The 26,532-nt window shown below is 45.2% G+C and carries 28 protein-coding genes and 5 tRNA genes; 6 read left to right on the forward strand and 27 right to left on the reverse strand.

The features are described 5' to 3' along the window. Positions 1-178 precede the first annotated feature (178 nt). The 11 genes from clpX to yedE form a co-directional block, all read right to left on the reverse strand. The gene (clpX, locus tag AB3489_RS12915) at positions 179-1,432 is read right to left on the reverse strand and encodes an ATP-dependent Clp protease ATP-binding subunit ClpX (RefSeq protein WP_019224764.1); all 1,254 of its coding nucleotides are present in this window, start codon (positions 1,430-1,432) and stop codon (positions 179-181) included. A gap of 50 nt (positions 1,433-1,482) precedes the next feature. Then, a complete protein-coding gene (gene tig / locus AB3489_RS12920) occupies positions 1,483-2,832 on the reverse strand; it encodes a trigger factor (RefSeq protein WP_019224763.1) in 1,350 nt (449 codons plus the stop codon). 311 nt (positions 2,833-3,143) lie between these two features. Beyond that, positions 3,144-4,301 (reverse strand): glycosyltransferase, encoded by a 1,158-nt coding sequence (locus tag AB3489_RS12925; protein ID WP_019224761.1) that lies wholly within the window; start codon positions 4,299-4,301, stop codon positions 3,144-3,146. Between the two features lie 337 nt (positions 4,302-4,638). Beyond that, positions 4,639-4,723: transfer RNA gene (locus AB3489_RS12930), tRNA-Leu, on the reverse strand. Between the two features lie 10 nt (positions 4,724-4,733). After that, positions 4,734-4,807, reverse strand: a tRNA-Gln gene (locus tag AB3489_RS12935). A gap of 111 nt (positions 4,808-4,918) precedes the next feature. Next, positions 4,919-5,536 carry a hypothetical protein gene (locus tag AB3489_RS12940; protein WP_019224760.1) on the reverse strand — a complete coding sequence of 206 codons (618 nt, stop codon included), beginning with the start codon at positions 5,534-5,536 and terminating at the stop codon, positions 4,919-4,921. Positions 5,537-5,821: 285 nt separating this feature from the next. Continuing rightward, the gene (locus AB3489_RS12945) at positions 5,822-6,589 is read right to left on the reverse strand and encodes an IclR family transcriptional regulator C-terminal domain-containing protein (RefSeq protein WP_019224759.1); all 768 of its coding nucleotides are present in this window, start codon (positions 6,587-6,589) and stop codon (positions 5,822-5,824) included. 485 nt (positions 6,590-7,074) lie between these two features. Next, the gene (locus AB3489_RS12950) at positions 7,075-7,206 is read right to left on the reverse strand and encodes a hypothetical protein (RefSeq protein ID WP_282432031.1); all 132 of its coding nucleotides are present in this window, start codon (positions 7,204-7,206) and stop codon (positions 7,075-7,077) included. Positions 7,207-7,555: 349 nt separating this feature from the next. Further along, positions 7,556-7,804, reverse strand: coding sequence for a DUF3343 domain-containing protein (locus AB3489_RS12955; protein WP_019224758.1), 249 nt, complete (start codon positions 7,802-7,804; stop codon positions 7,556-7,558). Positions 7,805-7,838: 34 nt separating this feature from the next. Next, positions 7,839-8,042: a sulfurtransferase TusA family protein gene (locus AB3489_RS12960; protein ID WP_019224757.1), complete on the reverse strand. Its 204-nt coding sequence runs from the start codon at positions 8,040-8,042 to the stop codon at positions 7,839-7,841. Positions 8,043-8,102: 60 nt separating this feature from the next. After that, on the reverse strand, positions 8,103-9,179 hold the full coding sequence (gene yedE, locus AB3489_RS12965) for a YedE family putative selenium transporter (protein WP_019224756.1): 1,077 nt from the start codon (positions 9,177-9,179) through the stop codon (positions 8,103-8,105). 202 nt (positions 9,180-9,381) lie between these two features. Between yedE and AB3489_RS12970 the strand changes: the two genes are divergently transcribed. Further along, the gene (locus AB3489_RS12970; protein ID WP_019224755.1) at positions 9,382-10,539 is read left to right on the forward strand and encodes an aminotransferase class V-fold PLP-dependent enzyme; all 1,158 of its coding nucleotides are present in this window, start codon (positions 9,382-9,384) and stop codon (positions 10,537-10,539) included. 137 nt (positions 10,540-10,676) lie between these two features. Here AB3489_RS12970 and AB3489_RS12975 read toward each other — a convergent pair. The 11 genes from AB3489_RS12975 to AB3489_RS13025 all read right to left on the reverse strand — a co-directional run bounded on the left by AB3489_RS12975 (position 10,677) and on the right by AB3489_RS13025 (position 16,920). Then, positions 10,677-10,752 (reverse strand) — tRNA-His (locus AB3489_RS12975). Positions 10,753-10,798: 46 nt separating this feature from the next. Next, positions 10,799-10,875, reverse strand: a tRNA-Arg gene (locus AB3489_RS12980). Positions 10,876-10,902: 27 nt separating this feature from the next. Next, positions 10,903-10,979, reverse strand: a tRNA-Pro gene (locus AB3489_RS12985). Positions 10,980-11,120: 141 nt separating this feature from the next. Continuing rightward, positions 11,121-11,720 carry an XTP/dITP diphosphatase gene (locus AB3489_RS12990; RefSeq protein ID WP_019224754.1) on the reverse strand — a complete coding sequence of 200 codons (600 nt, stop codon included), beginning with the start codon at positions 11,718-11,720 and terminating at the stop codon, positions 11,121-11,123. Positions 11,721-11,740: 20 nt separating this feature from the next. Next, on the reverse strand, positions 11,741-12,475 hold the full coding sequence (gene rph, locus AB3489_RS12995) for a ribonuclease PH (protein ID WP_019224753.1): 735 nt from the start codon (positions 12,473-12,475) through the stop codon (positions 11,741-11,743). A gap of 79 nt (positions 12,476-12,554) precedes the next feature. Further along, the gene (locus AB3489_RS13000; protein ID WP_019224752.1) at positions 12,555-13,250 is read right to left on the reverse strand and encodes a TIGR01906 family membrane protein; all 696 of its coding nucleotides are present in this window, start codon (positions 13,248-13,250) and stop codon (positions 12,555-12,557) included. 105 nt (positions 13,251-13,355) lie between these two features. Then, positions 13,356-14,000, reverse strand: a complete 645-nt coding sequence (locus AB3489_RS13005; RefSeq protein ID WP_019224751.1) for a class I SAM-dependent methyltransferase — start codon at positions 13,998-14,000, stop codon at positions 13,356-13,358. 4 nt (positions 14,001-14,004) lie between these two features. Further along, positions 14,005-14,580 (reverse strand): Fe-S-containing hydro-lyase, encoded by a 576-nt coding sequence (locus AB3489_RS13010; RefSeq protein ID WP_019224750.1) that lies wholly within the window; start codon positions 14,578-14,580, stop codon positions 14,005-14,007. Beyond that, complete coding sequence (locus AB3489_RS13015) at positions 14,573-15,439, reverse strand: fumarate hydratase (protein ID WP_019224749.1); 867 nt, start codon at positions 15,437-15,439, stop codon at positions 14,573-14,575. Before AB3489_RS13015 ends, AB3489_RS13010 begins: the two co-directional genes overlap by 8 nt. Positions 15,440-15,600: 161 nt before the next feature. After that, the gene (locus AB3489_RS13020) at positions 15,601-16,050 is read right to left on the reverse strand and encodes a MarR family winged helix-turn-helix transcriptional regulator (protein WP_019224748.1); all 450 of its coding nucleotides are present in this window, start codon (positions 16,048-16,050) and stop codon (positions 15,601-15,603) included. A gap of 213 nt (positions 16,051-16,263) precedes the next feature. Then, positions 16,264-16,920 carry a GerMN domain-containing protein gene (locus tag AB3489_RS13025; RefSeq protein WP_368293225.1) on the reverse strand — a complete coding sequence of 219 codons (657 nt, stop codon included), beginning with the start codon at positions 16,918-16,920 and terminating at the stop codon, positions 16,264-16,266. A 109-nt stretch (positions 16,921-17,029) separates the two neighbouring features. On the opposite strand from AB3489_RS13025, the gene AB3489_RS13030 reads away from it, so the two are divergent. After that, positions 17,030-17,788 (forward strand): LytTR family DNA-binding domain-containing protein, encoded by a 759-nt coding sequence (locus AB3489_RS13030; protein WP_132102151.1) that lies wholly within the window; start codon positions 17,030-17,032, stop codon positions 17,786-17,788. Positions 17,789-17,882: 94 nt separating this feature from the next. Here AB3489_RS13030 and spoIIR read toward each other — a convergent pair whose 3' ends face one another. Further along, complete coding sequence (gene spoIIR / locus AB3489_RS13035; RefSeq protein ID WP_158208542.1) at positions 17,883-18,506, reverse strand: stage II sporulation protein R; 624 nt, start codon at positions 18,504-18,506, stop codon at positions 17,883-17,885. A gap of 211 nt (positions 18,507-18,717) precedes the next feature. Between spoIIR and AB3489_RS13040 the strand changes: the two genes are divergently transcribed. After that, positions 18,718-19,470, forward strand: a complete 753-nt coding sequence (locus tag AB3489_RS13040) for a ZIP family metal transporter (RefSeq protein ID WP_368293226.1) — start codon at positions 18,718-18,720, stop codon at positions 19,468-19,470. A 185-nt stretch (positions 19,471-19,655) separates the two neighbouring features. Here the strand turns inward: AB3489_RS13040 and AB3489_RS13045 are convergent, their stop codons facing one another. Beyond that, positions 19,656-20,411: a GDSL-type esterase/lipase family protein gene (locus AB3489_RS13045; protein WP_368293227.1), complete on the reverse strand. Its 756-nt coding sequence runs from the start codon at positions 20,409-20,411 to the stop codon at positions 19,656-19,658. Between the two features lie 169 nt (positions 20,412-20,580). Between AB3489_RS13045 and AB3489_RS13050 the strand changes: the two genes are divergently transcribed. Genes AB3489_RS13050 through AB3489_RS13060 form a run of 3 tightly spaced genes read left to right on the forward strand, consistent with a single transcriptional unit; the run spans position 20,581 to position 22,358 of the window. Next, on the forward strand, positions 20,581-21,087 hold the full coding sequence (locus tag AB3489_RS13050) for a YlbF family regulator (RefSeq protein WP_019224742.1): 507 nt from the start codon (positions 20,581-20,583) through the stop codon (positions 21,085-21,087). 60 nt (positions 21,088-21,147) lie between these two features. After that, the gene (locus AB3489_RS13055) at positions 21,148-21,759 is read left to right on the forward strand and encodes a hypothetical protein (protein ID WP_368293229.1); all 612 of its coding nucleotides are present in this window, start codon (positions 21,148-21,150) and stop codon (positions 21,757-21,759) included. A gap of 23 nt (positions 21,760-21,782) precedes the next feature. Beyond that, a complete protein-coding gene (locus tag AB3489_RS13060; protein WP_368293230.1) occupies positions 21,783-22,358 on the forward strand; it encodes a hypothetical protein in 576 nt (191 codons plus the stop codon). A gap of 98 nt (positions 22,359-22,456) precedes the next feature. Here AB3489_RS13060 and AB3489_RS13065 read toward each other — a convergent pair whose 3' ends face one another. The 3 genes from AB3489_RS13065 to AB3489_RS13075 form a co-directional block, all read right to left on the reverse strand. Continuing rightward, entirely contained in the window at positions 22,457-23,464 is a 1,008-nt protein-coding gene (locus AB3489_RS13065) for a hypothetical protein (protein WP_368293231.1), read from the reverse strand. A 394-nt stretch (positions 23,465-23,858) separates the two neighbouring features. Continuing rightward, positions 23,859-24,662 carry a cell wall hydrolase gene (locus AB3489_RS13070; protein WP_368293232.1) on the reverse strand — a complete coding sequence of 268 codons (804 nt, stop codon included), beginning with the start codon at positions 24,660-24,662 and terminating at the stop codon, positions 23,859-23,861. Positions 24,663-24,754: 92 nt separating this feature from the next. Further along, complete coding sequence (locus AB3489_RS13075; RefSeq protein ID WP_368293233.1) at positions 24,755-26,380, reverse strand: S41 family peptidase; 1,626 nt, start codon at positions 26,378-26,380, stop codon at positions 24,755-24,757. Positions 26,381-26,532 lie beyond the last annotated feature (152 nt).

Consider the following 26,532-nt stretch of genomic DNA (forward strand, 5'->3'; position numbering starts at 1 on the left):
TTACCATTATGTGAGGGTAAGTCTGTGAGCCACAATACCGCTTTTCGGCTATTGCGCCAAGGATGGCGCAATAGCCGAAGAGCGGTTAGGGTACATGACGTAAACCCTAAGTTTACAAAAAATACTGCCAATAGCATAAAACTATTAACAGTATCTCATAGGTTTAGATTTATTCTGTTTAAGCTGATTCTTCCTTCTTGCTATCCACTGTGATAAGCTCAGGCTCAATTCGTTGAAGAATTGTATCCTTGGTAACGATGCACTTGGTGACATCCGAGCGGGTTGGAATATCATACATTACATTCAGCATGATTTCTTCCATAATCGCCCTGAGGCCCCTCGCTCCCGTATTACGGCGAATCGCTTCTTCAGCAATGGCTTTAAGCGCATCTTCTTTGAATTCCAGCCCTACGCCGTCCATTTCCAGCAGTTTTTCATACTGTTTGACCAAGGCGTTTTTGGGCTGGGTCAAAATGCTGACCAGCGCATCCTGATCCAGAGCATCCAAGGTGACAATGACAGGAAGTCTTCCGACAAACTCGGGGATTAATCCGTATTTTAAGAGGTCTACCGGCAGGATCTGCCTTAAGAATTCCCCGACGTTCTTTTCATTTTTCTTTTGAATTTCCGCCCCAAAACCCATCACTTTCTTGCCGATACGGTTTTGAATCAGTTTGTCAATACCATCAAAAGCCCCGCCAACAATGAACAGGATATTCGTGGTATCGAGCTGGATAAATTCCTGGTGGGGATGCTTGCGTCCTCCCTGTGGAGGAACACTGGCTACTGTACCTTCCAGAATTTTGAGCAGTGCCTGCTGGACACCTTCACCTGATACATCCCTGGTAATGGATGGATTCTCAGATTTCCGGGCAATCTTATCGATCTCATCAATATAGATGATCCCTCGCTCTGCCCTCTCAATATCATAATCAGCAGCCTGAATCAGTTTGAGGAGAATATTCTCGACATCTTCTCCCACATAGCCGGCTTCCGTCAGTGAGGTTGCATCCGCTATAGCAAATGGAACATTAAGAACTTTAGCCAGTGTAGAAGCAAGCAGCGTCTTACCGGAACCTGTTGGACCGAGCATAATGATATTGGATTTCTGAAGTTCGACATCATCGACCTTCATGCCAATGCTGATACGCTTGTAATGGTTATAAACTGCAACAGATAATGCTTTTTTTGCTTCGTCCTGACCGACAACGTATTGATCAAGAATACTTCTGATTTCTTTTGGTTTAGGTATCTCTCCAATTTCTGAACCTACATCATCCTGGAGCTCCTCTTCTATGATTTCATTACAGAGCTCGATGCATTCATCACAAATGTATACCCCGGGACCTGCTACCAGTTTCTTGACCTGTTCCTGTGTTTTACCGCAAAAGGAACACTTCAGTTGATTCTTTTCATCGTTAAACTTTGCCATATGCTCACCCCTTTACTGAGAATTCCCTTATCACTGTTGCAATAACTATCTTATTCATTTTCCTCCGTTACATTACTCTCTGAATCCGTGTTCTGTGCTGCGGCACTTTCCTGCCCTGCTCCATTGTTCTTGACCAGGAAATCAACGGTATGCTCTGATGTTAAACTCATTTTGAACATCTGCATCTCGCCGCGAGCTTCAAGAGCTGACTTCAGTTCTTCAGCTGTCCTGCCATACTGCATAGCCATTCTATTAATCTCGGATTCAATTTCTTCATCGGTAACCGTAATTCCTTCTTTTTCCGCAATTGCTTCGAGGACAAGTTCAGTTTTTAGTCCATCAGTTGCCTGTTGGCTGAAGGATTCGCGAAGCGCTTCTCTGCTGGTATTGACATACTGGCAATACTGCTCCATGGAAATTCCTTGATAGGACATGTTCTGCTGCAGGTCTTCCATTAACGCATCAATGCGCTCCTGTTTCATTCCTTCAGGAATTTCACAGACTGCGTTTTCAGCGACCTTCTTAATAACTTCGGTCTTATATTCGTTGTCACGTCTGGCTTCTGCAGCTGAAATCATCTTTTCTCTGATATCCTGCTTCAATTCTTCCAACGTGTCAAATTCGCTGACGTCTTTGGCAAACTCGTCGTCCAGAGCCGCCAGTTCTTTTCTCTTAATACCGTTGATCTTGACTTTAAACATGGCATCTTTTTCGGAAAGCTCTTCGCTGTGATAGCCTTCCGGGAACTTGACACTGATTTCGAGTTCCTGACCACTCTTAGCACCCTTTAATTGTTCCTCAAATCCAGGGATAAAAGTGCCGGAACCGATGGTTAACTCGTGATTCTCGCCTTTTCCTCCTTCAAACGGCACATCACCCAGGAATCCTTCAAAGTCAATCGTGACGATATCCTGGTCAATGATTTCTCCGTCTTCAACCGGAATAAGTTTAGCATGTCTGTTTTGACGGCGTTCCAGTTCTTCGGCCACCTGCTCGTCTGTAACCTCAACAGCCTGTCTTTCGATGCCAAGACTCTTATATTGTCCCAGCTCTACATCAGGTTTGGTCTCTACCGTAACTTTAAAAATGAGATCTTTATCTGCCTCAAATTGGACGACCTGCATAGCCGGCCTGGAAACTGGCGTAATAGAATGCTCTTTATAGGCTTCAAATAAAGCCGGGTAAGAGACCTGCTCCATCACTTCATTTTTCACAGCGTCTTTATCAACATACCTTTCTATTATATGCTTGGGGGCTTTTCCTTTGCGAAAACCTGGTATGCTGAGTCCCTGGCCAGCTCTTTTCATCACCCGGTCAAAAGCTGCAGAAACCTCTTCAACCCCAACCGTAATTTCCATTTCGTAGATGTTATTGTTCTTCTTTTCGATCTTGACAGACATGTCCGCTCCTCCTTGGAATTTAACCTTACATTATTTTTTATATTTAAATAGTATCAACATTTCACACCAGGATATTCTGCCCTTTTTCAAAAAAATGCAAACCTAGCTTAAGCGTAAATCCCTGGAAAAAAGCAACAAGTTCAGAAAGAGGAAACATCCGTTTCCCCTTTCCAGTAAACCTGATATTGACCAGTTAATATTATCAGAAGTTTTTCAAAGAATCAAGGAAAACGCTTGATATTCTGTTTAAATCTAGTGCCTTGTTAACCCTTGTTTTGAAATACAATGACGGGCAGATTTTCTGCCGGGTATTATATCGCTTCTGTTTTGAACGGATTGGTTTTGATGTTTTTCCCGAGTGTCAAAATATAGGCAGCTGCATTTTGTGAAGGATTGACCGGCAGTATCATCCGTGCCGCTAAACTCATTGTTTCCAGTCTGGCAGGATGCTTAAACAGTTCTACTGTGTAGCGGATCAGTTCATCTGGGGTACCGAAAGCCTTCCCCGCTCCCGCTTGTTCAACGAAATAAGCATTTCCTTTTTCATGCCCCGGGATGGGTCTGTACATCAGCAAGGGAAGTCCCATGGTCAGTGCTTCGGAAATTGTCAATGCTCCTCCTTTAGTGATCATAAGATCAGAAGCTGCCATCAATTCCTGAACATTGTCGACATGACCGTAGAGTCTGATGCAAAGATTCGTTTCCCTAATTTCACTGTTAAGCGCATGGTACAGCTCTTTATTGTAGCCGCAAACCACCAATAATTGTGCCGAAATATCCTGAGCCAAGTTCCGGACAATATCCTTCAGTTCTGAAACATTGCTTACGGGCTTACCGTTAAGACCCATGATAAGTACCGTCTTCCGGTCCAGGTCAAGCCGCAGTTTTTGTTTAGCAGCGCTTTTTTGCATGGGTTCTTCAAATCTTAACCGGAGAGGGATCCCGGACTGAATCACGTTCTGGGGCGCTATTCCTGCCTCCACGAGCCTGGTACAGGCATCCTTGCAACCTACAATATACTTATCCGTTCCGGAGTGGATCCATACGCCGTGAACAAGGTAGTCCGTCACCACCGTGACCAGCGGAACAGAAAGGAGCCCTTTCAGCTTCAGTTCACCCAATATGGCAGCCGGTATAAAATGGGTACTTACAATCACATCAGGATTAAACTTCCAGATGCAGTCCAACAGCTTCTTCGTTTCCAATCCCCGCACAAACTTCCGGCAATCTTCGGCAGTCAATCCTGCCGTCTTTTCAAAGAGTATTCTCCAGAGTCTTGGCGTCTTCTTGATCATTGTTGCGTAGGCTTTCCTCATAAAATAATCCGTGTTAAAGTAAAAAAAAGAACCAAAATCTAAGTGCTTTACCTCTATTGGCGAAAGTTGATGACGAAAAGCTTCGGCGAGTGCTTCACCTGCCTGGAAATGTCCTTCACCATAGTTTGATGAAAAAATCAGAACTCCCGACACTTCTTTTTTCCCCTTCCAAACACTCTCTTCATTTGGTGTCATTACTATTTATATTATGAACCGGATCAGATAATTATATATGAAAGATATTCTAGTCCAAGAATCCGGGATTATTCCTGCTACATCCATATTATAATAATTGCCGGTCGACATTTAAATACTTTTTCTCGATTTTTTCACATTTGGTGTTACTCTTCTGCGACTTCTTTGTTGCGGCACCTCCATTTTGCCGATTTATTATCTAGTGCGTAAGAAACGAAATCTAAGGCTGGAAATGCAGAAACAAAAAAGACAGTCAACCTTCTTTATAGGTCAACTGCCTCGAAATCATCAATTTTGGTGCGGGAGACAGGACTTGAACCTGCACGGAGTTACCCGCTGGAACCTAAATCCAGTGCGTCTGCCAGTTCCGCCACTCCCGCATGTAAAAGTTGGCTGGGGTAGATGGATTTGAACCACCGGTGTCGGAGTCAGAGTCCGATGCCTTACCGCTTGGCGATACCCCATTGGAATGAAAACCGGTTATGCAATATTCTGACGGTTCTAACACGCAAACAGTATTATACTTAAAAAATTTTGCCCTGTCAAACAAAAATTAATACAAAAAAATAGTGTCCTTATTTAATCGGACACTGGAAGTTTTTGCAGAAAGAGTTAAAACCAAAGACATAAAGCGCTGCTTTTTCAATCCTGAGACTCTGCCATTGTTTTATATCGATTTTTTCACCAAACCGGTTTTCGGCAATTCCATCTTTTCCGATCCAGCCGGAAGCTTCCCCCTCGCCTAAACGGATTTCCCATTCGCCTTCATTTTTACCAGGTAAGATCTGAACATTGCATCGGGCATGGAAAATTTCCACAAGTTTGACGAACAATCTAAAAAAATATTCTTCATATTCAATGGGCTCACTTTGCGGGATCGCAAGGTCGGAACAAATATCCTCAACCAGCACTGTCAGCCCCTTGGCAGGGTTATAGCGATGATAAAATGCTGTCGTAAGGGATCCGTAATTAATGATCCCGGAATCATAATCAATCGTCAGCGGATGGTCTAGATCCGTAAAAAGAAGTGTAATCCCGTTGCCGGAAATACCCCATTTTCCTTGATACCGCGACAGCAACTGGTCTGCAATCTGAAAAGACAGAATATAGGTGGATATTTGCTTTTCATCTCTGATAGCGCATCCTATACAATCTCTATCCTGATTATAAGCTATTGATGAAATTCTCATCATAATCAATTACCCCCCCACTCTCGTCTCACTGCATGATACACTGTTTCATTTTGTACGCATAAAAATAAGTTTGTTTTATTCTTTGAAACACCGTTTCATATCTGATCTAAACCTATTTTTGTGTCCATCTTTTGATTTTTTTTGCTGAAGGCTTGATTCTGATCTTTTGGTTATTTTATGCAAACTAACACAGAAAGATTCTGAAATATTTGAAAATGTAGTATTAATATTATGTACTAGTTTTCTACTTCCGTCAAGCGTTTCTTTTGGCAGATTATTGTAATATCAGCGGCCAGAATATCCTAATCTGATGGATATATCCTGACCAACACGCTTGATTTCCTGACCGACCTTTTCAATCCCTTTCTCCATCAGCCTGTTAATTGGCCCGGAAATGCTGATCGCGCCAATAGTTCCGCCCGAATAATCATAAATGGGCGTTCCTATGTTAATGACCCCGACTTCAGTTTCTTCAGCGGCAACTGCAATGCCTGTTTTTCTTATTTCCTTCAGCTGTTCGATCAGTTTTTCCGGATCTGTAATCGTCTGCTGAGTAAAACGGGGCATACCCTTTTTCTGCAGAATAAGCCTTACTTCCTCTTCCGGCAAAGTGGAAAGGATTGCTTTACCAACCGCCGTACAATGCATGTAGCCTCTGCTGCCTACCTTGGAGTGCATGCCGATCAACTGGGAACTTTCCTTATGATCGATAAACACCACTTCGCCGTTGTCGGGCAGGACCAGATGAACTACTTCATCAAAGGTTTTAGCCAGGCTTTCCAGATAGCGTTCGGCAACCTTCCGGACTTCAAGCTGATTGAAAAATGCGTTGCCAACTTCGGCTATTTTTATCCCGAGACGGTACCGTTCCCTGTCTTTCTCTTTTTCGACATATCCCCGATAGCATAAAGTCTGAATAATCCGATGTACCGTGCTTTTATGCAGCCCTATCTTGCTGCCAATTTCAGTCACGCCGAATGATTCCCTAGAACTGGCCAGCACTTCCAATATATCCAGCGCTCTTTCCACAGTCTGAACATATCTTTCTGTCACAAACAGGCCTCCCATCTTCTTGCTGATTTCTATTATGGCTGATTTTAATAAGAATAACAATAAAAAATTAAATTGAATACTCCAAAGGATTTACAAATAATTTACAGATAATAAACCAAAAAATGGTATACTTGTTTCATGGTCACTTTCTTCCTATGCCGGCGCCACGACCCTTGCATCTTTCTCAAGCCTTTCAGCGAAATCCTCCGGACCAGGGCAAATCTATCTTTCCTGGAATTTAATCAGTGGAATGACCTCTTACGCGGTCTACCGCTCGGCTTCGTATTCAGGGACCTATACAGAGATTGCCTCGACGGTATATACCAATTATACAGATGGCAGCCTGACATCAGGCAATACTTATTATTACAAGATCAAGCTGTTTACAGGGCGTCCTCTCCCGAGGGCACCTACAGTACGATAGCGGAAAATGTGGCAGCGCTCCCTTACACGGATACAGGCCTAGATTCGGAGATAACCTATTATTATAAAATCATTGCATTAAACAGCAGCGGCCAGAGCGGTCTATCCGCGGAAGCATCCGCCACGACGCAGGCAGCATCACCATAAAAAAAATTGCACCACCCTAAAGGGGTCAGGTTACTGACGAACCCCATGATGAAAAAAAGGATGGGACTTGCTCCGCTGCCTCGCGGCAATCACGCCGGGGCGGGTAATCAAAAAGCTTTATCTTGCGATAAAGCTTAATCTTTTTATATGGGGTGAATGATGGGACTTGAACCCACGAGTGCCGGAGCCACAATCACTCTGTGACTGCCGCGATACCACAAGCCATAATCCATGCGTGTTTGCGGGCTTCTACCTTTGAAAAAACACCGTTTCTCATGCTGTATTTGATTTCTTAACCTACCTGGATTTTAACCAATTATTTTACAGAATACAAGTAATTAATTTTTATAATTAGTATTTATAACTATACTTGGGTTAGAAACAAACTATAAGCAATTATGCTCCTTTAGCCTTATATACCTGCCGGTACCCGGTTGTTTCAATGCAGACTATTTGTTCAATCTCTTCATCCGGATTTTCCGGTGCAACAAAGTCCCGGTGATCTTCATACTTGACGCAGCTGCCGCAAGAAGAGCTGAGACTTCTGGGAACAGGCATTACGACCGCATGAAGGTTATTGGCTATACACTTTTTTTTAAAGCGCATCGCGCCATAATGCGAATAAAAGGTTGCGATGTATTCCATAAGTGGATTTCCCTTCGATGTTTGTGCTGCATTATTATTTTTTTGTTATTTTCAATGTAAAGATCCTATTTTCTTCAGTATAATCACTATGATATCCTGCAACTCTCGCAAAACGTGAGACATTTTCCAAAGAGGTACGGTTGTCAAGCAGTATGGTATATTCATCCTCGTTGGAAGCCATTGCTTTCTTGATCATGATAACAGGCTCTGGACATGAACGGCCTCTTGCATCGAGCATGTCAATTCTCCTCTCAATGTAATGTAATTTTTTACATTTGAATAAATATCAAAGCGTATGTCAATTATTCACAGTTGCAGCGGCCTTCCGGGTGTTGACCACAGCGATTATCAGCATGACAACCAAACCAATAGCGACCGCGATCATGCCGTTGGTCGTAGGTCCTTTAGCTGAAGAAGCTAAAGAAAAATTGTGCGCAAAGGCTGCGCCGGCAAATAGGCCAATCACTGTAATAACGGAGTCCGTATTGCCTTCGCCGGCAAGAATCATTTGCCGAAGCGGACAGCCTCCAAGGAGTGTCGAGCCAAAACCAACCGTAAGCATACCGAGAAAATTCCATAAACCGTCCGTATGGGCAATGGGTTGATTGGCAAATCCCACGGATAAGTTACCGGTAGCGGTATTCATAACAAAAGCAGATGCCAGGATAGCCAGAAAACCAAGCAACAATTTCCATTCTCTAAATAATACTAGATCCCGAATGCCGCCAACCATGCAAAGTCGGGTTCTTTGCGCTAAGATACCGACAAGGATACCCGCAGCTAGAGAAATTGCGATCACGGCATGTTTGGCTCCGGGACCGGCTCCTGCTTCCGTAAAATAAATAAAGGCAGGCGCTGCCAAGAGTAAAGAAAGAAACACAATTTGTATCACCGGGAATATGACTCCCTCAATTTTCGGAAGACTATAGGTTCTTTTTAATGTATAGCCCCTGTTAAGGAAGAATATCCCTGCTAAAATGCCACAGATGAATCCAACCAAGCCAACGAGAGCATTTAAGTCTCCGCCGGCAAGTCGTAGAATCATCCGGAAGGGGCATCCCAGGAACATCAGCGCTCCGATCATAACAAAAAATCCAAGAATAAACCGCGTTAAAGGGGAAGAACCACCTCGCGGTGAGAATTCTTTTTTACTTAAAGCCATCAGACAGGATCCCAAAACCAAACCAATAATTTCCGGTCGTATGTATTGGACGGCAGTGGCCCGATGCAAACCCAGCGCACCTGCTGTGTCACGGACAAAGCAGGCAATACAAAAGCCCATATTGGCTGGATTGCCTAGAAGCACCAGTGTGACAGAAATAATACCAATGATAATTCCAGCGATAACAATTACAATCTTTTCGTTTTTGATCACTCTTCAATGACCTCCTTCTGTAATATCATTATTTAGACATTATGTGTCTAACATATGGAGATAATATTACCATAATAGGTTTATAAAAAAAAATTGAAATTTTCAATAATAAAAGTCTTTATGAATAGATTATTCCAATATATTAACGCAACAAAATTGAGCTATAATATAAGCTGAATAACATCAGTTAGAAAGGGAAAAAATGAATCTCACCAAAATATATTTTGATAATGCTTGTACAACTTTTCCTAAACCAGCTTCAGTTTCTGCTGCAGTAGTGCACTACATGCAGAGTATCGGTGCAAATATCAGTCGGGGTGGCTACGAAAGTGCCTATACAGCGGATGAAATTGTGATTGAAACCAGAGAACTCATTTGTGAGTTATTCAATTACCCCAACTGTAAAAACGTTATTTTCACTCCAAATATCACAACTAGTTTAAATATGATCTTAAAAGGCTTCTTGCATAATGGCGATCATGTGCTTGTTTCAGCAATGGAACATAACGCGGTCATGCGGCCTTTGATCCAGCTTCAAACTTCCGGAGTAGAATTTGACAGGATTCCCTGTACTGAGGATGGAGAGTTATTGTTCGAAGAAGTACCCAGGCTGCTCAGGCCGAACACTAAAGCGATCGTCATGACCCATGCTTCCAACGTTTGCGGGACACTTCTTCCTATTCAGAAAGTAGGCAGTTTTTGCAAAGAACAGGGGTTGGCTTTTATTATTGATAGTGCCCAGACGGCTGGAGTTATTCCAATCGATATGCAGGCAATGGGTATTGATGTCCTCGCTTTTACCGGACACAAGGGTTTACTGGGACCACAGGGGATCGGCGGCTTTATCACGACAGAAGCTATGTTTCCGTTAATAAACCCCCTTATCAGCGGCGGAACGGGGAGTTTATCCCATACAGAGGAAGTACCAGGCTTCATGCCGGACCGATTTGAAGCAGGCACGATGAATCTTCCGGGAATTTTCGGACTTCATGCAGCTTTGCGGTATCTATTGGAAACAGGCATTGATAAGATTCGAGAAAAAGAACTCGAATTGACCGCCCGTTTTTTGAAAAAGCTGAAATCATTACCGGATATTCGGATTATTGGGAGGCCGGATATAACCAATCGCACAGCGGTTGTATCCATCCAGACCACCAAACGCGATCTTGCCGAGATTTCGTTTGAACTTGACAATCGCTATGGCGTGATGACAAGGGTAGGTTTGCATTGCGCTCCAAATGCTCATAAAACATTGAAAACTTATCCAACTGGAACTCTACGCTTCTCATTTGGGCACTATAATACCAACAAGGAAGTGGATTATTCAATTGAAGCCATTAGGAGAATTACTGATGGGTGAATGATGGGACTTGCTCCGTCGCTTCGCGGCTATCACGCCGGGGCGGGTAAATGCTTCCATAGGTCGCATTTCCTGTTCAAGTCCCATCATTCCTAATAATAAAGCTTTATCTTGCGATAAAGCCTAATCTTTTTATATGGGGTGAATGATGGGACTTGAACCCACGAGTGCCGGAGCCACAATCCGGTGCGTTAACCACTTCGCCACATCCACCATGAATATTTTTTTGTTTTTGAGAAATACACTTTTAAATGAAAAATGGTGCGCCTGGAGAGATTCGAACCCCCGACAACCTGCTTAGAAGGCAGATGCTCTATCCGGCTGAGCTACAGGCGCATGTTTTAATCACTGCAGCATTGATTATGGTCGGGGCAGAGGGATTTGAACCCCCGGCCTCCTGCTCCCAAGGCAGGCGCGCTACCAAACTGCGCTATACCCCGCCGCTTTTTGTGACAATGAATAGTATATCCCAAGAGAAAAAACTAGTCAAGAAACATTTTAATTTTATGCATTTCAAATTTCTTCAAATTTCTATTGATCTTTTTATACCTCAGATTGTCATTTTACTATCAAAATAACGATCAAAATGATTTCATTAATGCTGTCAGCAATGGAACTGCTTTTGCAAAAGCCCGGGCTCTGTGGCTGAGACAATTTTTTTCATCCAGACTAAGCTCGGCCATCGTTTTCTGGAGGTCAGGCAGGTAAAACACAGGGTCATAACCGAACCCACCGGTTCCAATTCTCTCGGTCAGTATTCTTCCTTCAACCGATCCCTCCGTCAAATATTCCTGGCCGTCAGGACAGATGATCGCCAGTGCACAGCGGAAGCGGGCAGTCCTGTTTTCCTCAGGTACGCCTTCCAGGTCTGTCAGAAGTTTTTCTATATTATGCTCATCATTTTTCGGTTCCCCGGCATAGCGTGCCGAAAAAATGCCGGGTGCTCCCGCCAGAGCATCCACTTCAAGCCCTGAATCGTCTGCCAGCGTAATCATTTTTCCCGCGGCGCAGGCAGCCCGCGCCTTAATAAAAGCATTTTCGGCAAATGTACTGCCAGACTCTTCAACCTCCTGATAATCCGGAAGATCGCTTAACGACAGAATTTCGATTTTTTCGTCGTTAAGCAATTCCTCCAGTTCCATTACTTTGCCCTTATTCATTGTCGCAAGCAAGACCTGCATCCTTACAAACCTCCTTCGGACTATGCTACCGGAAGCTCTTTGGCCAGCGCTTCCTTCTGCAAAGCGCTGAGTTTTTGAATACCCGATTCCCCGAGGTTTAAGAATGCATTCAGATCCTCTTGGTCAAACGGCTGACCTTCTGCAGTACCCTGAATCTCTACAAAACGCCCCGAACCGGTCATCACAATATTCATATCGACTTCGGCTTTGGAATCCTCCTCATAGGCAAGATCGGCTACAGGTATCCCATCTACTTTGCCTACAGAAATGGCCGCAATACTGTCTATTAAAGGGTCCTGCTTAATCAATTGATTTTTGAGCAGGTAGTTTACAGCATCAGCCAGGGCAACATAAGCACCCGTAATCGAAGCTGTCCTGGTCCCGCCGTCTGCCTGAAGGACATCACAATCCAGCCAGATGGTCCTTTCTCCAAGTCTACTCAGATCGACAATGGAACGCAGCGCCCTGCCGATCAACCGCTGAATCTCCATTGTCCTTCCGCCCAATTTTCCCTTGGAAGCCTCACGCTGATTGCGCACGGCCGTCGCCCTCGGAAGCATAGAGTATTCCGCTGTAACCCAGCCGCTGCCGGTCCCCTTTTTAAATGGCGGTACTTTATCTTCAACAGTAGCCGTACAAATCACCCTGGTTTTCCCGACCTCAATCAGGACGGAGCCTTCGGGAAGGTCCGTAAACTTCCTGGTAATCTTCACAGGTCGGATTTCATCGGGCTTTCTTCCGTCAAATCTTAGCATATTATCAAGCTTCCTTTCTGTTCTTAAAAAATTATTAATATTTATCAATTGTATAACCGGTCATCAAGCTCAACGGTACTTATACTTTCTGATAGACGAACCGGATTCTTGCAGCGATAAGAGCGAGGATCAGTACAGCAGAACCAAAAAAAGCCAGAATTCTGATAACCAGATCAAAGAAGAACTGCTCCGGCACCATTTGGATCAGGATATCGGTCTCCGGATCAAGCAGCCAAAGGTCATTCGTAAAAATCAGATAGTGAAAGCTGTCCCAGAACACTTGAAAATCCCGCCAGACCGCAATCCCTACTGCCCCGAATATACAGAGAAATATGACTGCCGCGGCCAGAAAGCCGCTGGCCCAGGAACGGAAGTATTTCTTCCCGTTGCTTATCCTTAGTAAGATCAGAAACAGAAACAGGACAATCAGACCTGCGTTGCGAACCATGCGGCTGCTCAGGTACAACCTTTGAACATCTGCCATATGGACGATTTCCCGCTGATTAAACACCTGTCTTTCCTGACCGTTAATCTCTGCACGGATTTCAAGGTTATCCTTGTCCCCCTGGATATAAGCCAGCAGTTCCGTGGTCGTCAGCATCAGATCTTTTTCCGGCATCCCGGTCACAGATACCGTGTCCAGTTTGTTATATTCCGACCGGAAGAAATTGAGATCAAAGACGCATTGTTCAATCACCGTCAGCAACATGACAGCGATTAGAATCAATCCGCTGACAATTGCAAGAAACCCGTTCGCAGCCTTCTTACCTGACATTATTTCTCCTCATATATCCTAATATCCTAATATCCTCACCAAATACATTAACCAAATATCTTATTTAAATACGTTAATCCTCACTTCGTATCTTGCCTGAATTTCCTACTTGTTTTTTCTGGCCAGCGCAATGCCGTCGCCAAATGGAAGTACGCTTACCTCAAATCCCGGCAGACAGGCCAAGTGCTGCAGGAAATCCCTCATACAACCGACCATTCGATCATATTTCCGGTCAAAAACCGAACCTGGCACAACCCAGCCTCTGAATAGAACATTATCCGCCACCAGAACCCCGCCAGGGGAAATGAGCGGTGTGATAAGATCAAGGTAATCCAGGTACTCCCCTTTGGCTGCATCTACAAATATCAAATCATATGTTTCCGTCAGTTTCGGCAGGCAGTGCAGCGCATTCTCACAGCTGAAATCAACCAAATGGGCAAGCCCGGCCTTTTTTAGATATTCTTCTGCTCTGTTGAGTCTCCCTCTGTTCATATCCAGCGTATAAACCTTGCCTCCGGTTTCGGCTGCACCTCTGGCCAGATAAACGGTGGAATAACCGATCGCCGTACCGATCTCCAGAATACGTTTGGCATCCGTCATCTTGACCATTAGCTCAAGGAAGTGACCGACCGCCGGTGTAACCACAGGGATTGTTTCCTCCAAGGCAACGCTTTCCATCTCTTGAAGCAGCCCTTCCCTGGCAGGAAGCAATTCTTCGAGGTACCTTTCTAGTTCAAAAGGATAGAACAAACCATCACCCCAATATTTGATATTCTTTCCTTCCTGTCTCGTAAAGATTCTGCCCGAGACTGTCAATCAGGACAATGGCAGGAAAATCTTCGATAACAAGTCTCCGGACCGCCTCCGTTCCGAGTTCCGGATAGGCAATGACCTCAGCTTCCTTGATGCAGGAAGCCAGGAGTGCTCCCGCACCGCCGATCGCCCCAAAGTAGACTGCGCTGTTTTCCCTGATGGCCTGTATGACCTCAGGAGAACGAAGCCCTTTGCCGATCATCCCCTTTAAACCTTTGGCCAGCAGACTAGGAGAATAGGCATCCATTCTGCCACTGGTTGTCGGTCCGGCAGATCCGATAACTTTACCTGGAGAAGCCGGGGCGGGTCCCACAAAATAGATCACCTGTCCCTTAATATCAAAGGGCAGCCCCTCTCCCCGGGCTAAGGCCTCAACCATTTTCTTATGAGCCGCATCTCTTCCGGTATAGACGACTCCGCTGATCAGCACCTTTTCACCGCATCTGAGAGAAGCAGCAGTCGTATCATCCATCGGTGCCGAAATTTTCCGGGTTTCAACCGTTTTATCATTACTCACAGGAAGAAACCCTCCCTTCCAAAACTACCTGACGATGTCGGGTAACATGACAATTAATATTCACAGCTGCGGGCAGCCCTGCAATATGCGTCGGAAATACCTCAATATTTACGGCCAGTGCTGTCGTCCGGCCGCCAAAACCCTGGGGGCCTATCCCTAAATGATTAATTTTGGTCAGAAGCTCCTGTTCCAGCTGGGCATATTCCTCAACCGGATTCGATTCCCCGATCGGACGAAGCAGGGCCTTTTTAGCCAAATAGGCAGCCTTTTCCATCGTGCCTCCGAGTCCAACTCCGACCACGATGGGTGGACAGGGATTAGGCCCGGCTTTATCCACCGTTTCCATAATAAAATTCTTTACTGCAGGCAAACCATCCGAAGGCTTAAACATTTTCAAGGCACCCATGTTTTCGCTGCCAAACCCTTTCGGTGCAATCGTAATCCCAATCTTGTCCCCTGATACGATTTCATAATGAATAACCGCAGGTGTATTATCTCCGGTATTGATCCTGTTAAAAGGATCTTTGACGATAGATTTACGCAAAAAACCCTTTTCATAGCCCCTACGTACGCCCTCATTCAAGGCTCCCGTCAAATCTCCGCCGATAATATGCAGGTCCTGGCCGACTTCTACAAACAATACCGCCATCCCGGTATCCTGACATATCGGTATATTCTCTTTGGCTGCAATCTCCGCATTTTCCAAAAGCTGCTGAAGCACTTCTCTGCCCTGTGAGGATTCCTCAATGCCAAGAGCCTTGTTCAAAGCATCAATAACATCCTGATTCAGAATACAGTTCGCCTCAATACACAGTCTCTCCACTGCGGAAATCACCTCGTTGACATGAATCTCTTTCACAATTTACCTCCGCTTTTTGTCCGGAACACTTTTATTCAGTATAGCGCAAATACGGGATTCAAGAAATATAACTTTTAAAAAAGGTTTGCCGTCAAAAAAAAACATCTTTGTCAGGAAGATCTTACTTCGACAAAAATGTTCGATACCGTTGTATTCGACTTTTATTCTTTTCTGGAAAGCCTCTCATATTTATCGGATAAGGTTTCCAGAATGCCGATAATACGCATCCGGTCTTCCTGTTCAAAAGATTCCAGAATACTTTCAAGCCTTTCGGTCCTTGTCTCAATTACCGATTTGACCAGTTTTTCTCCCTTGGGTAAAATATTAAGCCTTACGATCCTGCGATCCCGTTTTTCCCTGATTCGCTCCACATAGCCGGCTCTTTCCAGCTTGTCAGCCAGATCCGTTGCCGTACTGCAGGCTGAAGAAATTTCCTTGCAAAGCTCACCCATCGTAATCTGGCCCTTTTCAAAAATAATCGTTAAAACTTCAAACTGCTGACGGGAAATACCAAACTTTTCTGCAAAATCACTCTTTTGCCTTTGGGTAGAAACGGTGAGCCTCTGAAGCAAATGGTCAAGATGACCTGCTAACTCTCTGTTCTCTAACATGCGAACACCCCACCTCAAAAAATCAAATAGATAACCCCTATATATAAGTATATATTAGCACATATCATTTTTACAGTATTTTACCATATTCCGGAAATTAACACTAGTAAAATTTTCATAATTCAAATATTATTGATGATTTTAACGATAGGTGTTATATAATTAATATCATAACGTATCTTGATCCTTTCAACAAATGGTAAAATATTGAAGTTATTGTCCAAAAAGATTGATTCCGCTTGGGGATACTTCAGCAGTTACTTCATCATCCTGCACGGTCCCTGAGGCGTAGCCGATCAAATCATTACGGTACCTTAAGTTCTCCAGACCGATTCCGCGATAGGTTCGAATGTCCTGCCCCTCGACCCGGATCTTCACGATTTGGGCAGTTTGAAACTGAGTCAAGGTGTTGACTAAACCATAAAGAGCAGTTTCGGCCGAGACATTGCTGTAAGGCTCAAGGAATTCCTTGCTAAGATCTACTGTGGCAATGCCGTTTTTGATTCCAATGTCCAATAACACCGTCTGCGGGTTTACCATCGGATAAGCGCTTGATTTTCCGGCCGGCCCCAGCAGCCATTGGCTTACTGTTTCGCGAGCCAGGCTCAGTGTCTTGGGAATTGTTCGGTTCTCTTCGATTAAGACTTTTCCGTCAGCATCTGCGAAATAAAGCTTTACAGTTTGTTCCGTCTGCTGAGAATCTGTAGTCACTTCGACCGTATCTTCCTGAGCAGTCTTATCCAGAAGTTTGCTTAAAGGAGCATCACCGCCCCCTTCCTTGATCAGGTCATTCAGGATATTGCAGCCGACCAGAAGCGTAATGGCTGCGATCAGCAGAACGAAAGTCAGCAGCAGCCGTATTTTTCTCATAGGAAGTTCTCCTTTCTAAAATGAATATAGAAATGTCCGCTAAAAAGAAATTTCTAAAAAGATAATATGCTTTGTCCCAAAGAAATAGAATTCAGGGAGGTTAAAAAATATGAAAATAAGAGCCTTGCTGGTTGATGATGAATCTCCGGCCCGTAAAGAACTACGCTATCTCTTGAAATCATTTGAAGACGTGCTAATTGTCGGGGAAGCAGAAAACGCGCTTGAAGCCATGGAACTGATTGATAGTGTCGACTATTCCGTCATTTTTCTCGATATTAATATGCCCGGCTTAAACGGCATTGAACTTGCCAGAAAGCTTTCCCAGAGCCCGAAACAACCGGCGGTAATTTTTACGACCGCCCATGAGGAATTTGCTTTTGATGCGTTCAGTGTTCATGCTTACGATTATCTTCTTAAGCCGATTCATCCGAAGCGGCTGGAAGAAGCCTTAAATACGGTAAGGAAGCGCAGAACACCTGCTCCCGTTCAACCCAAAGCCGAACCGGTCAAGGAGGATATCCCTGAATTCAAACCCCTGGAAGTGATTGCTGCTGAACATAACGGGAAAACCATCCTGATCCGGCCGGAAGAAATTATATATATTTCCACAGACAAGGACAATGTTTACGTCAAAACAGAAGCCGACTTCTACCTGACCCGTTATACGCTGCGGGATTTGGAATCCAGACTCGATCCAAAAACTTTTTTCAGAACCCACCGCTGCTATCTGGTCAATATAAAAAAAATGAGGGAGCTCGTCCCTTACTTTAATGGTACGTATACTGTGATCGTGCAGGACAAGGACAAAAGCGAAGTCCCAGTCAGCCGCACTCAGGCCCGCCGACTCAAAGAGATCCTTGGGATATAGTACCATGTAAAACCTAATCTTCATATATTGACGGCAACGCTTTATTGCGAAAAATTGTTTGCCACAATATGATCATTATAGGGTTAATAAAGTACTAGAAAAAACGCTCCAGATAAAAGCCGATCTCTTTCCCCTGATAGGTCGGCTTTTTTTGTTTGGCCGCTGTATTCAGCGGCACAGCAGGCTTGCCGTCAACAGGAAGTGATGTGGATTCCTCAACATTAACAAAGCATAAAGGCGGGAACAAAACACACCACCAATTAGCCCCTTCAGCATTTCCTATCTTGATCTCAACCGCTTCGTAGTCTCCCGCCGGGAGTACAATATTGCCGTAAGATTTTGTCGGGAAAGCAAATACACCATAGTCAAGGGTGACCGGATAAGTTTTTCCCCACTCTTTGACCACGCTCCTGGAAATCTCCAGCAACTGGCCTTCCATGCTCAGAAGGATTTCTCTGGATTCGGCCAGGGATTGTGATTCAGCCAGGTTCGGGGAAGCAGCCTTCAAAACTTCATCCCTCACTGCATATTTCAGCAGCTGATCCTGTTCACTGTCCGAGTTCGCGATAACATGAAATCGAATGAGACTTGTACTGTCATACGCTTTGGTTTCCGCGCTGTTTGCTGACTGGCCGCAAGGATTGATCGCCAAGAAACTAAAACACAAGACCAGGCAGACAATTAATCTTATTATGTTTTTATTCACAAATATTAACATTTAATTTCCCTCTCCCAGTACCTTGTAAATCTTAAAATTCATATATACAAAAGACTTCTTTCTATGTAAATTATTTCCAATAAAGAAGTTTTCTATTCAGTGCGTCTCAGAAGTTTTTTAGGTAGTGCGAATATTTATTGAAGTCTGAAAATAAGATTCATAAGGCTCTGTCAAATTTGCTGACAATCTGCCGAAGGAATCGGGTGAAAAAATGCTCCTGGACTTCCAATCTCCGCTGTATTTGTTGTACATCAGCACAATTGCCGGGCTGGCCACAACAGCCGGCTGCCTGATTGTGCTTTTTCTGGGAGACCCTCCGGATTGGGTTCTGGCCGTTCTGCTGTCCGCAGCAGGAGGCGTCATGTTTGCTGTGGTGGCCTTTGATCTTTTGCCGCTGGCTGCATCCTTCAAACAGCCGGGACTCCTCCTGGGCGGGATTTTGGCCGGTATGATACTGATGTCTACTGCCGACAGACTACTCAAAGCAAGAAACCGTCAGCTTCCCAATCATAGATACAGCCGTCTGAAACGGATGGGCATCCTGATTGCCTCAGGCATAGCACTTCATGATATACCTGAAGGAATGGCCATTGCTGCGGGGCACGAATCCGCCGGTCAATTGGGTACATTCATCGCCCTTGGCATTGCTCTGCATAACCTGCCTGAAGGAATGGCCACTGCTACACCTCTGGTAATGGCCGGGATCAGAAAACCGAAGATTCTGGCACTGACTCTCCTGATTGCAATATTTACTCCGCTTGGTGCCTTGCTCGGCAGGGTGGCCATGGAACTTGTCCATACCTCGCTCTGTTTTTTTGTAGCCCTGGCTGCTGGGGCAATGGTGTTTCTGGTTCTGGCCGAATTATGGCCGCTGTCCCGGGAAGACCACCCGGTCTGGGCCTTTATTGGAGGACTGGGCGGATTTATTTTCTTTGGATTTATCTCCGTCTTCTTACCACATTAATATTGCCGTTTCTTGCCGTCCATGGTATAAGCGAAGCGCCAGCTCTATCCTACGCATGCACGGTATGAAGGACTCTAGACATGGCAATCCGGTATTCACAGGATCTTTGTTTGGCATTCGTCCATCCGTGGACGTCAAAAAGACAGCCTGAAGGCTGTCTCAAACTTTTGTTAATACGCTAAATATTACTGCAGGACTGTGGCGGCATAATCGCCCATGGCCTGATAGCCGTCCTTATTCGGATATCTCCCGTCATCGGAATATTTTCTGAGGATCTCGTCCCCGTTGCCAAACAGCACCCCTTTAAAATCAAGTGCTGTAATCTTTTGTTCCTGTGCATAAGCCGTTTCCCATTCCCTGTATTGTTTATAGAGCTCATCCGTGTCAGGGAAAGGAACCGGCAGCGCCAGGACAGGCCTGATTTGATTGGCCGTGGCTTTTTCGACCATGGCTTTGATATTGTTTTGGTATTCTTCCAGTGGTGTGCCGCGGATGGCATCTCCAACGCCGGCAAAAATAATGACTGTGCCCGGTTTCTCAGCAATTACATCCTCTTCAAAGCGGTCCAGCAGGCTGGATGCATTCTGATAAGTCTGACCGGCATTGACCACTTCCACTTTCAGGACATCCGCAAGATGCTGCGGCCAGGAACTACTTGGCTCACCCGGGTAACCGTATGTAAATGAATCACCCAGACACACCATTTTGGTATTGACAGTCGTACCGCTGCCATTCAAAACAGCATCACCGTCGGTATTGCCGGCTTCATTTTCTGCACCGCCCTCATTACTTGCTCCGCCGCTCTGGACTGTTGAGCTGCCGCTGGCAGACTGTTCCGGTGTTCCTCCGTTCCAAACATTCACAAACCCAAAAACCAATACAATAACAGCCATCAATATGGAAAGCTGAATAACCCTAATCTCTAAACGGTAAGTGCGCAATGTTCATTCCTCCTCATGGCAATATTTTTCTACATATTTCCCTTAAATCCTTCCCGAATAAAACTTTTTTCGTTCTTCGTTTCCTGTTGATTACAGTTTGTTTAGTATTTTAAGGCACTCCGGCATTTTGAACTGCATAACCTGATACATAAGGAGGTGCTTGATTCTTATGGAATACATTGTTAAAGCACGTGAACTCGGCGAAGCGCTTCTGCAAACGCCGGAAGTACAAAGGCTGAAAGAAGCAGAAGCCGAAATCCAAAACGACCCTGAAGCTGCCAAAGCTTTTGCGGCATATCAGGATAAAGAACGCCAAATCCTGACCGCTCAAATGTTCAGCAAAGTGGTATCTGAAAAGGATACCTTAGCGCTCATCGACTTAAAAATGCGCCTGATTAAACTATATCCTTCCATCCGAAGCTTCTTCTCCATTCAGCAGGATCTGGAGAAAATAATGGCAACTGTGAACCTGACGATCACAACCACAATTTACGGTATGCCCAGTGCCGAACAGCTGCCTTTCCCCAAAGAAATCCAAAATCTTGCCCAGCAGCTTCTGGATACGATCGGAGGCGACAAAAACGGCCCTGCCATGACGATCCCGGAAGGCTTCCAGATCCCTGAAGGGCTCAATGTTTCCGAACTGCTAAGCCGGTTAAACCCCAAGAGCAAGTAAATCACGTCTTATTCTGCCGTTTAGTCTTTTCTTATTATAAAGGGATAGGAGATTTTTTAAATGACGTTTTTGAACAGCCACCCATATCCGAATAATCAATACTTTGGAAGTTCTTCCTCTGCAGAAATGTTCCCGCCCTTAACACCTATCCCTTTAACGTTTGCCCTTTTTCTGACTGACAGTTTGTTTCCGCAAAATAGATACAGCCCCACCGCAGCATTGCTGATACCGCTGAAAATATTAAGTATTCCCCTCAGTTACCTGATTATTATTGCTCTTGGACTCGCAACTTCTCTGCTGGCAAAGTGGTCTTCTGCTTTCTCAGGAATTTCTGCTTTGAGTCAATATCAGCAGGCTTATCCGGATATCAGGCTATTCCTTGATGGCCTGCCATCATCTTCCCAGACAAATGCTACCGGAGGTGGTAATAACACAGGAAATCAGCAGGAACCCGAAACTCCGTTGGAACCGAGAGGTTTGGCGTTTAATTTGGTTTTGGTTACGCCTTACTCCGTAGTGCCTCAAAGTATCGGCACCAAATTTGTATTGATTTATGGCATTGAAATGTTTGAAATTAAGAAACTCCCAAAGACATTTATCCCCTTGCTTATCTTATTTATTTACTTCCTTCTCTACCCGAAATACAAAAATGATCCGAGTAATACGGAATAATTAAAAGGGGGCCAATGCAAAAAATGTCTGCCGTATTCCATCACCGTAGTCAAATTTATCAGAACACCGCTCCTGCCAAATCTTTGACTGGGGAAAAAATAATAGAGGCAGAGGTCCCTTTTTATATCTCCCTCCTGATCTCCAACGCACTCCATCCAAGTAACAACAGTCCAGTCGGCACCCTGATCATCCCGCTGACCAAAATCATGATTCCGCATGGGTATTTTATTATTATCGGTCTGGAACTTGCAACGGCCCTATTTTATAAATGGTCCGCTGTTCCGGTTTCAGCCCGAATATTTTTTCCGGGAGGATACGGTCAGTCCCTGCCGGACATCAGTGCTTTAAGGGAGGACAGAATACTTCAGCTTAAGATGACTCAGACTCCGCTGATCCCGAAGGAAGGAATGACAATCAATGTTTCTTTGAGTGTCCCTTTTACGCCTGTGCAAAGCCGTGCTTCCACCTTATATGCTTTTAAACTCAAATCCATCGACAGTGTTCCGGGTTACGTGGTACCGCTGGCTTCCCTTATTCTCTATGGCCTGCTGACCATTTTTGGCAGGACGGACACGGCGAATACGGCAAACGGCAGTTAATCATTAAAACGCACCTGACCTTTACGGCCACGCGCGTCTTATCAAGTATCATCAATATTTATTTTTCCGGACCCCGGCGAGATGAACTTTTCTGCCCGTTATGATTCCTTCGGCTCCTCAGGCGATACTTGCTGTATTGGCTGGCTCTTGGGTTGTTCCGGGACCTGAGCGGTCGGTTGAAATTCCATAGGTTGAACCGGCGCCGGAGACGCTGGAGTTTGCATCATCGGACTTTGCATAGCTGAAACTTGTGAAGCAGGATTCTGCCCATAAACCGGTCCCTGCTGATATCCGCCCTGAGGCATATACGGTCGGTCATATCTTTGCCTGTTTGGCTGCATCTGCGCTCCCCACTGCGGATAACCCTGCTGCGGATAAGCGCGTTGCTGAGCGGCATACTGAGGATACTGCTGCTGTGAGTTCCGAAGATACTGAGGGTTCTGCGAATAATTGGGATACTGTTGATTTTGAGGCTGCTGTGAATATTGCGGAATCTGGGACTGTTGGGGCTGCTGGGAATACTGCTGAACTGGCGGCTGGGCAGGGATCTGCCCGGAATTTTGCCCGGGAGCAGGCTGATTCTGGCTGATTTCATCTTTGCTGCCGAACCTGCTGCCGACAAAGCCTCTCACCTTTCCCCACATATTGCTGCCGGCTTTTTTGACCGGTCCCAGCCCAGGGAAAAAGCCTTCTTTGACTTTCATGACAATAGGACCCTGCGGGGACTGCATGATGGACTGCGGGCTCTCCAGTGAAATGACAACTTTGTCATAATGTACGAGCGGCACAGGACTCCTGAAATTGGCCTGATACATTCCATTGCCGGCCGGTCTTAGCGTTCCGGCATAAAATCCGTTTTTTCCCTTGCCGTCAACCAGATAAGCCGCATAAACTGCCGGAGCATGAGGACTAAATGTATGAGCCGGCGGTAGGTGCGCAATGACCGAAAAATTGTTATCCGTTCCGATTGTTGCCATTCCGTTTCCGCTAAAGCCTTCCGAAGCGACCAAATTGAGCTGTCTTGGCGTCATACCCATCATTGATTCTCCGGGCATACCCCCAATACCCTGGGGAAAGATTCCTAACCCTTTGTTATGTCCGAACATCTTTTAACCTCCTCGTATGTTTACAAATTGCGCTGTGTTGTGCTATGTCATAATATGAAAAGCAGGCTGCAGCTGTGACACCGTGAAGCTTACTTAACTTTTTATATATAAAACCATTTTGTTAGAGCAAGTCTGGGGGCCACAGTTCCGCTTTCGGCCGTTATGTCCTCCTTGACACAAAAGGCCGCGCTACGCAATCCATGCTCCGCTCACAGCGGAACTGTGGCCCCCAGACTTATCACAGGCTTATTTAAGCGTTCTTCACGACAGAAGGCAGCTGCAGACAAATCTTTTGATTCGCTTCAGCTGCCTTCCTTTGAGGAAAGGACCCTAAGTCTTTAATTTTGTAGCCATATACCCTTATTTAATCTTATTAACCATATATCTTCCTGTGTTAGACGCAGAAATTATGGTTTCCGATGTTTTTTACAACATCTAGGGTTTTGATCCAATCGTCGGTCGCTGTCCGCGGATTGTAATAGAAGAGAGCGCCCTCGCTTGGATCCTGCCCCTCAAGCGCTTCCAGCGCAGCCTGATAGGCCTCATCTCCCGGTGTCAGTTCAATCTGCCTGTCAAGAACTGCAGAAAACTGTCCCGGCTGGTAAATGACTTCCCGGATCGTATCCGGGAACTTCGGGCTTTCCACCCTGTTCAGAACCACTGCCCCTACGGCAACCTGACCTTCAAAGCTTTCTCCACGGGCTTCCGCATAAATGATTTTTGCTAAAAGTATCACATCTTCCTGGTCATAAACCATTTGACTGCTGCGGGAAACATCCGAAGTAACCCTTTCAGGCTCCCGGGCTGAATCCACTGAATTAGTCAAATCTGCTGAATCAGCCGGTTCGGCCATTTTAGCCGCCTCAATCACCGTATCTGATCCTTTGTCTACGGTAGTAATAGCCTTCTTTTCCAAAGGCAGCTGTTCGATCACAAAGGAAATCTGATTTTCCGGCTGTCCGGAAAATCTGTCCAAGAGAATCCGGAATATACGATTCTCATTTGCTTTCGTCAGAATAATGTCTCTGGCATCTGACATGACATCCTCAAGGACAGTCTGTTGGATTTCCAATACCCGGGAATAGAGCAATTCTCTTGATTTTTCAGGTACAGCATATACTGTCTGGGCAGTAGCAGTCAGGATAATCGCCGTGGTCAGCATCACTGCCAAACCTTTCCGGCATCGTCGGTCTTCCAAAAAAAATCACCTCTTGGGATTAATCTATTTCTATTCTTTCCCATAAAAGGTGATTTTTATACGTTATTTGTTATAAGAATCACAAAGAAAAGTTATTTCACCGTTGTGGCTGACGCTACACCCCCGGTAATTGCCTGGCCCTTAGCATCCTTGATTGTAGGATGAATCACCAGCCAATACCCGGTATCGTCCTGAAGTTTCGTTGCCGGTTTCACAGTCATACGCTGCTGATCGACAAACGTGTATGCGCACTTGACTCTTTCTCCTGTAGCAGTATTGATCAGCTCAATGCTGTCTGCCGTTACGGAATTCCAATCCATTTCCCGGTTAAAGCTCACGTTGAACACCTTATCGAGCGGGATATTCTTAAGATCTCCGGACTTTTCATATCCCGGGTAGTAGATCTGCCAGCGGTCCTGGAGAACCTCTTCAGGAAATGGTTCCCAACCGTTCGGGCCTCCGAGTTTAAGTGTTGTGGTTACATAAGCTGAATCCAGAATTTTCTTGCCAAGTACCCAATTTTCGGTTTGACGAAGCTCTTTTACCGAAAGCGGATAAACATAAGGGCCCGCCTCCAGCTGAATATACCCTGATTTATCTTGTGATTTATCTTCAGCCTTATAGTTTTTAAGCATCAAAACAGCCGTATTCAGCTCATTGACGCCGGTCAAATCCAGATGAGGCTTGATTCCGATCTCATCAATCGGGTTATCGTACGGAGAGAAAAACCTGTAAACGGACATTTTCAAATAGTCCCCGTTGCTTAATGGGATCAAAGCCTTAACCCGGCCTGAACCATAGGTCGTTTCCCCGATGACGGTCGCCTTGTCATAGTCCTTCAGCGCGGCTGATGTAATCTCGGAAGCGCTTGCCGTATACTCATTGATCAGCAAGACAATCGGCCCTTCCAACGTGAAAGCCTGCTTGACGGCTGTATCGACAATACCCAGGTTTCCCCTTGCCTTCATGATATACGCGCTTTTATCCCCGATAAAATAACCCAACAGCTCCATTGCCGCTTTTGTATACCCTCCGGAGTTATTACGCAGGTCAATAATCCAGCAGTCTACGCCTTTTTCCTGCAGGGCCAGGGCCTGCTTGCCGAACTGCGTTGCAATATCCTCGCCGAAGGAATTAACTGCGATATAGCCAATATGCCCTTCCAGTACCCGGCCTTCAGCCAGCGGCATCACAATCTTCATCCGTACGACAGTGAAGCTTAGGATTTGAGCGTTTCTTTTGACTTTTATACGAACCTTGGTTCCCTCCGGTCCCCGGAGTTTGCCGGCGCAATATTCCGAGGTTTTTCCCGCCAGGGAATAGCCATCTGCTTCGAGAATAATGTCCCCTTGTTTGATTCCTGCCTTATCAGCCCCATAACGTTCAATGACCCGGGTAACCTTAACCCCCTGCTGTACCATTTCCAGTTCTATCCCGATTCCGGAAAAGGACATATTCAGTGAACTGATCATGTCATCATATTCGGCCGCGGTCATATACTCGGTGTATTTATCACCCAACCTTTGAAGCATTTTTTCGACCGTCGGCGCGTTCAGTATCTCATCCGGAACAACATCGACATATTGCTCCTGCAAAATTGTTCTGACTTCATCCAGGGCTTCGTTTTCCGCGCCATAAGCCTGCAGCGGAAGTCCCAAACCCAGACAGAATACCAGAAGCACTGTCATCAAAAACCTTAGACTTTTGCCAAATTTCACGTTCTTTTTTCCCTCCTGTATGATTTGCAGGTTCGGCCTAAATTCAATGATCTTGCATGTTCAAGCTTTGTTTAAGTTTCGTTTAGTTTTTCTATCTTAGCAATAATTCGACGAAAACGGGCATTCCCCTTTCCGTTTCAGGATTATTTGTC

The sequence above is a fragment of the Dehalobacter sp. TBBPA1 genome (genome assembly GCF_040931655.1).
GTDB classification, from domain to species: Bacteria; Bacillota; Desulfitobacteriia; order Desulfitobacteriales; family Syntrophobotulaceae; genus Dehalobacter; species Dehalobacter restrictus.

Bases quoted from the DNA above. Each gene is read 5' to 3' on its own strand.
- AB3489_RS13050 (WP_019224742.1), top strand. From the start codon at position 20,581: ATGGAATACATTGTTAAAGCACGTGAACTCGGCGAAGCGCTTCTGCAA.
- AB3489_RS12950 (WP_282432031.1), bottom strand. From the start codon at position 7,206: ATGGGGTTCGTCAGTAACCTGACCCCTTTAGGGTGGTGCAATTTTTTT.
- AB3489_RS13030 (WP_132102151.1), top strand. From the start codon at position 17,030: ATGAAAATAAGAGCCTTGCTGGTTGATGATGAATCTCCGGCCCGTAAA.
- AB3489_RS12990 (WP_019224754.1), bottom strand. From the start codon at position 11,720: ATGCAGGTCTTGCTTGCGACAATGAATAAGGGCAAAGTAATGGAACTG.
- AB3489_RS13065 (WP_368293231.1), bottom strand. From the start codon at position 23,464: ATGTTCGGACATAACAAAGGGTTAGGAATCTTTCCCCAGGGTATTGGG.
- clpX (WP_019224764.1), bottom strand. From the start codon at position 1,432: ATGGCAAAGTTTAACGATGAAAAGAATCAACTGAAGTGTTCCTTTTGC.
- tig (WP_019224763.1), bottom strand. From the start codon at position 2,832: ATGTCTGTCAAGATCGAAAAGAAGAACAATAACATCTACGAAATGGAA.
- spoIIR (WP_158208542.1), bottom strand. From the start codon at position 18,506: ATGTTAATATTTGTGAATAAAAACATAATAAGATTAATTGTCTGCCTG.
- AB3489_RS13000 (WP_019224752.1), bottom strand. From the start codon at position 13,250: ATGTCAGGTAAGAAGGCTGCGAACGGGTTTCTTGCAATTGTCAGCGGA.
- AB3489_RS13020 (WP_019224748.1), bottom strand. From the start codon at position 16,050: ATGTTAGAGAACAGAGAGTTAGCAGGTCATCTTGACCATTTGCTTCAG.
- AB3489_RS12960 (WP_019224757.1), bottom strand. From the start codon at position 8,042: ATGCTCGATGCAAGAGGCCGTTCATGTCCAGAGCCTGTTATCATGATC.
- AB3489_RS13060 (WP_368293230.1), top strand. From the start codon at position 21,783: ATGTCTGCCGTATTCCATCACCGTAGTCAAATTTATCAGAACACCGCT.
- AB3489_RS13040 (WP_368293226.1), top strand. From the start codon at position 18,718: ATGCTCCTGGACTTCCAATCTCCGCTGTATTTGTTGTACATCAGCACA.
- AB3489_RS13025 (WP_368293225.1), bottom strand. From the start codon at position 16,920: ATGAGAAAAATACGGCTGCTGCTGACTTTCGTTCTGCTGATCGCAGCC.
- AB3489_RS12940 (WP_019224760.1), bottom strand. From the start codon at position 5,536: ATGATGAGAATTTCATCAATAGCTTATAATCAGGATAGAGATTGTATA.
- AB3489_RS12970 (WP_019224755.1), top strand. From the start codon at position 9,382: ATGAATCTCACCAAAATATATTTTGATAATGCTTGTACAACTTTTCCT.
- AB3489_RS12955 (WP_019224758.1), bottom strand. From the start codon at position 7,804: ATGGAATACATCGCAACCTTTTATTCGCATTATGGCGCGATGCGCTTT.
- AB3489_RS13055 (WP_368293229.1), top strand. From the start codon at position 21,148: ATGACGTTTTTGAACAGCCACCCATATCCGAATAATCAATACTTTGGA.
- rph (WP_019224753.1), bottom strand. From the start codon at position 12,475: ATGCTAAGATTTGACGGAAGAAAGCCCGATGAAATCCGACCTGTGAAG.